This window comes from Streptobacillus notomytis, from assembly GCF_001902585.1.
GTDB classification, from domain to species: Bacteria; Fusobacteriota; Fusobacteriia; order Fusobacteriales; family Leptotrichiaceae; genus Streptobacillus; species Streptobacillus notomytis.
Genome location: NZ_LKKV01000105.1, coordinates 1 through 5,555 on the forward strand (window position 1 = coordinate 1; position 5,555 = coordinate 5,555).

Sequence of the window (5,555 nt, forward strand, 5' to 3'; positions counted from 1 at the left end):
ATGGTAGGGAGAGGAGAATTAATGAAAAAAATATTTTTATTAACCCTAATAGCTATATCTAATACTTTATTATCTTCTGAATTATTTGATTTTAAAAATTCTAGAAAAGTAAAAGTAGAATTAGAAGGTGTTATTCAAGGTAATACCTTTACAGGAGGTCATGTAGGATTTAAAAATGAATTTAGTGGTTCAGTAAAATTATATGAATTTTTAAAATTATCAGGTGGTTTAGGATTTGGAACAGATGATGCATTAAAAAAAATAGAAATTAAACCTTCAGATACATACTTAGGGTTAGGATTAGATTTTAAAGAATTTGGTAATTTGGAATTAAAGATAAATCAAGAAAAAAGTTTAGGTTTAAAATATGAGTACTCTAATAAATGGAAACATTTAGATTTTAATGTAAAGGGAAGTTATAATTCATTTTATGCATGGCATTGGGGACAACAACCAGGGCAAAGAGAACATAGATATGAATTAGATACTAAATTAAAATATGATATAGGAAGAAATTTTACATTAGTTAGTGATTTAGATTTATATTTATCTATGTGGTATTCAGGAAAAGGGAAAAGATCTGTACCTTATGGTTTAACAGTTGGAGCAGGAATAGATTATAGTAACAGTATATTATCAGGAAGAGATTATAAGGATAATATAACATCTGGAGTATATATAAATCATTATCACAAAAGAAATCAAGATTTTCCTGATGAAGATGGTTATGAAACTTATTCAGGATATCATAAAGGTTTCTTATTTAAAGCGTATGTAGGATATGAATTTGAAAAACAATTGGGTGAAAATGGAATGATAAGCATTCTTGGTAAATTAACAGGAGATGTAGATAATCAATACTTTAGTAGAAAAGAAGAACTTGATTATAATGGAGCTAAAAAATTATATCATATAGGATATAATTTAGAGAATAGAACTCATTTACATTTATATCCTCAAATAAAGCTAGGTTATAAATTTAATGATAATTTTTCTGTTTATGTTGATTATAGTAGTGTTATTAGTTTTAGTAAAATAGGTACATATGCTGGTATGAGAAATAAATTAAGAACAGGAGTGAAATATACATGGGAAAAATAAATATTAATAATAAGACAATATTGGGTATATTAGCTTTAAGTTCATTATCAAGTTTATCTACAACTATGTATGTTAAAAATAATTCAGAATTAAAATTAGAGCATAAGGATTCTAAATTTGAATATAGAGCTGTTAATACATTAAGTACAGGAGCCTTAGTAGGAAGAAATAAGGAAGTATTTATATACTTAGGTGGAGAAATAGAAAAAACAAAAGTATATGATGGTAAAGTAAATATAGGATTAGGATTTAAGAAAAATCTTAATGAACATATAGAATTAACATTAAATGGAGGATTTCAATATATGGATGGAATGGAAGACTCTATAAAAGAAGGATTAAAATTAAGAGGTTTATGGGACAGTAAATATGATGAAGATGAGAGGGCAAGAAAAGACTTTTATCATTCACAAGGATTAAGATTGAAAGGTAGTCAAATATTAGTTTCAGGAGTAGTAGATTTAAATTATAATACAACTATATCAAAAATAGGTACGATATATACTTCTGAAACTCTTAATAGTGGTACAGGAAGACTTGAAAATTTTTTAAATTTAAATCAGAAAATTGGTAAATCTAGTTCATTAGAATTAAATTTAAATCATAAATTAAAAACAGATATATATAAAAGATTAGGAAGATTAAAAGGAGATATTAAATTATCAACGAAATTAGGAAATTTAGAAATAATAGGTAAGGGACATACATATTTAGGAACTATATTAATAAGTGATAGAAATCAAATATTTGGTGGAGAATTTGGTTTAATTTATAATAAAGATAATTTTAATTTAAAAAATATATTAAAACATGATGTAGAACTTGATTATAGTAAAAATTGGAGAAATACAGCTGTAAATGGAGCATTACCAAGAAATGATGTAACAAATAGTTTATTACATAAACAAGAAATAATATTTGATTTAGGATATAAGGGAAATATAGTTGAATTTAGTACAAAAAATAATGTAAAAGGTAAAATATTTACAGATATTTCAAGTGGAATTAAATTAAACACTGAAAAATATAAAAAAGATAATAAGAATAAAAATAAAGATTTTACTGTATTATCAGCATATACAGAAAATGAATTAAAAGCTAAATCTAGTGATTTTGAACTAAAATTAGAATCTAGATATAGATATAACATGGATATTGATGATAAAAAAAATATGATGCATAATCATTTAGGTTTAGCAGGATTTGGTATAACATATGATAAAAAATCAGAAGTTATAGAGACTAAACATAATTTTTCTGCAAACTATGTATTAGGATATTTAGATAAAAAGAAATTTTCTATATTAAATTTATGGACTGATAATGATATGAATTATAGAGTTAGTGATAAACTTAAATTAATAGGAGAATTAAACTTAACTAGTTCAAATAGACTTAAAATATTTGATAATAAAGAAACAGAAGTATTAGGATTAGGGGATGCTAAAGCTAGAGTAGAATATAAGGTAACAGATAGATTAGAATTAAGAAATGAAATAGGAGCAAATGCGATATTGTTATTTAGTCATAAAAATGAAAATTCCCAAGATAGTAATAATGATATATCAAACTATATAAAAACTTTATTATTACATACTCAATATCAATATAAAGTCTATAATGAAAACACTCTTTTATATAAAATTAGAGATGGTGTAAAAATAATTGGTAAATTAAAGAATTCATATTTAAATGGATATGATTCAGAAAAATTATATTCATCACTAAGAGATATTAAAAGAAAGCAATTAGGGGAAAATGGAATAATTGATATTAGTAAAAAAGATAGAGATAAAATAAGTGAAGAAAAAGAAAAATATGGTAAAGATAATTTAACAAAGATAATAATTAATCCTAGTATAGAGATGGAGTTAAAATTTTTAGAAAATAGATTGACTATGATACCAAAAGTAGGTGTTATGTTAAATGTATCTAATAAGGATAATGATAATACATTCAAGTATAATAATACAATTGCTAAGGTTGAATTAAATATAGATTATAAATGGTAAATAAGGAATATGTTGTTTTGAAATAGTAAGACCAAAGAGAAGAAAGACCGACTTTTTTAAGTAGGTCTTTCTTTTGATAGAAACTGTAATGAAAATATTAATTATATATATTTTTTAGTGGAGAAAAAAACTTCTAAACTAGTAAGATTATACAAAATAAGAAAGTTAAAAATAGAAATAATATAAGAAATTATTTAATTAGATAAGAAAGAGTAGAGAAAAAATCTCAATTTAAATATAAAAATATGAATTTATTGGAGTTTTATATATAAACTTCAATTTTTTTATTTAAAAGAAAAATTTTCATAAATTTTAAAAATTCTTTTTTCTATTTTGAATTGTTAAACACCCTATAAAATTAAGCTTATACGATCAAGTACATTTTCATACAAACCCAAGCAAAGTAGATCAATCTAAAGACCTATACAATGTCTTCTTAGCAAATGTAATATTAGGGTATAAGAATGTAAATGGAAGATACAGTAATGAGATAAATGTAGATGCTAAGTATGGGTTAGATGCAATATTTAAACAAGGCAATGCCTCTCAAATAATCAATGCACAAGGCCTATATCAAGCCTTAAGTATAGACTTTGGAGGAAAGAGTAGATTTAAGGCAAGAGAAGATGTAGAGATAGAACTATCAATAGATAATGAGTATAATTTAAATGGATTAAATAAGGATGTATATGGAGTATATGTAGATTATATAAAAGATAGTTCAGGGTATAAAGAAAGTATTCATAAGTATGCAGAGAAATATGGAATAAGTAAACAGGCTGATTTAAGAAAAGACAAAAATAAGATAAAAGACTTAACAGGAGGAAAATTAGCAACAAAAACAGATTTAGATAAGGTAATACATTCATTAACAGTAAAGCCAAAGCTATCAACAAAATTTAGTTATGTAAATGGAAGATTAAAAGTAAATCCATGGATAGGGGCAGAGTTTAACTTGGAGAATAAACCAACTAATAATGGTGCTGTTTCTAGTGCTTCTAATACTCCTGAAAACAAAGTCTTTGTTTTAAGAAAGGCTGTATTTCATTAGGGGAAACAAATAACATATGAAAAAGTAAATAATGCTGCTTCGGGTTCAAGTTCTAATACTGGAACTAGGAATGAGATGCAAGAGCTTTGGAGTCAAAATGATGTTACTAACAAAATTGGTGCTAAAGGTGAATTAGATGTCTTTATGCACAAAAATAAAGAAGTCTTCGCTTTCATTGGTACTGATTTAATTGCTACTAAAGAAAAAGATAAAGATATGACTTTAGGAAAGAATACTCCTTATCACTTTTGTCTAAGATGGAATGCTATTTTTATTTGAGGATAATAAGAAATGTACTGGTAGTTAAGTATAATGTATGATGTGAGCCTATATAATAAATCAATAAATAAAAAGGGTGAAATTAAAACACTCTCACCTTTTACTGACATGCACATATATATAAATTGAAAGAAGAAATAAGTGTAAATTAGAATTAAATCATAGAAGATTTAATTTATAGATTTTTTTCACATTCTCATTTTTAAATAAAAAATAATGCACTCTCATTTGAATGTACATTATTTTTTATCTTTTATATGAAATTTTTCTTTTTTTGTTTTGTATCCATAAACATAATCTAAATTAATATTTTCCATTGATTTGAATACTTTTTGTTTTAATCCTGGATTATTAGACTCTAAATTTTCTAGCATATTTTTAATTTCTCTTCTTTTACTTGATGTTTTTCCAGCTTCAATAACACAACCACAGTTCATGGCTCTAATACCATTTTTCTTAGTAAATTTAATAATATCTTCTTCATGTATATTCACCATAGGTCTTATTAAAGTTAAATTACCTGATGTTGAGGGCATCTTAGGTAACATGGTTTTTAAAGTACCACCATAAAAAAGATTGATTAATGTAGTTTCTATAACATCATCAAAATGATGACCTAGTGCTAATTTATTATAGCCCATTTTTTCTATATTTTTATAAAGTATTCCTCTTCTCATTTTTGCACATAAAAAGCAAGGATATTCATTTGCCATTTCATTAGCAACTTTCCATATGTTTGTATCTATTATATCACAATCTATATTTAATTCTTGTAGATTAAATTTAAAATGTTCTAAATCTTCTTTTCTAAATCCTGGATTTAAACTTATAGCTTTAAACTCAAAATTAAATCTTTTATCTTTTTTTAATTCTTGAAATAATTTAACAAGTAATAAAGAATCTTTACCTCCAGAAACAGCTATAGCTATTTTATCGCCATTTTCTACCAAATTGTATTCAAGTATTGCTCCTAAAAACTTTATATATATATCTTTTCTAAATATTGTTCTAATACTTTCTTCTATTTCCTTAACTGGTTTAAGAGGACCATCAGGTATAATAGCATTACAACTTAAATTAATCATTATTAAACTCCTAAAATAAATATACAT

Annotated in this window: 4 protein-coding genes; 3 read left to right on the forward strand and 1 reads right to left on the reverse strand. The window is 24.5% G+C overall.

All coding sequences use genetic code 11. From position 1 onward, the window contains the following. The first annotated feature begins 21 nt into the window (after positions 1-21). The 3 genes from BUE91_RS05415 (at position 22) to BUE91_RS05430 (ending at position 4,443) form a co-directional block, all read left to right on the forward strand. Positions 22-1,101: a hypothetical protein gene (locus BUE91_RS05415; protein WP_180370690.1), complete on the forward strand. Its 1,080-nt coding sequence runs from the start codon at positions 22-24 to the stop codon at positions 1,099-1,101. Next, positions 1,089-3,113, forward strand: a complete 2,025-nt coding sequence (locus tag BUE91_RS05420) for a hypothetical protein (RefSeq protein WP_244889887.1) — start codon at positions 1,089-1,091, stop codon at positions 3,111-3,113. Before BUE91_RS05415 ends, BUE91_RS05420 begins: the two co-directional genes overlap by 13 nt. Before the next feature lie 1,126 nt (positions 3,114-4,239). Beyond that, entirely contained in the window at positions 4,240-4,443 is a 204-nt protein-coding gene (locus BUE91_RS05430) for a hypothetical protein (RefSeq protein WP_073508199.1), read from the forward strand. Between the two features lie 239 nt (positions 4,444-4,682). On the opposite strand, the gene BUE91_RS05435 is transcribed toward BUE91_RS05430, so the two are convergent. Beyond that, a complete protein-coding gene (locus BUE91_RS05435; RefSeq protein WP_073508201.1) occupies positions 4,683-5,528 on the reverse strand; it encodes a tRNA lysidine(34) synthetase in 846 nt (281 codons plus the stop codon). Positions 5,529-5,555 lie beyond the last annotated feature (27 nt).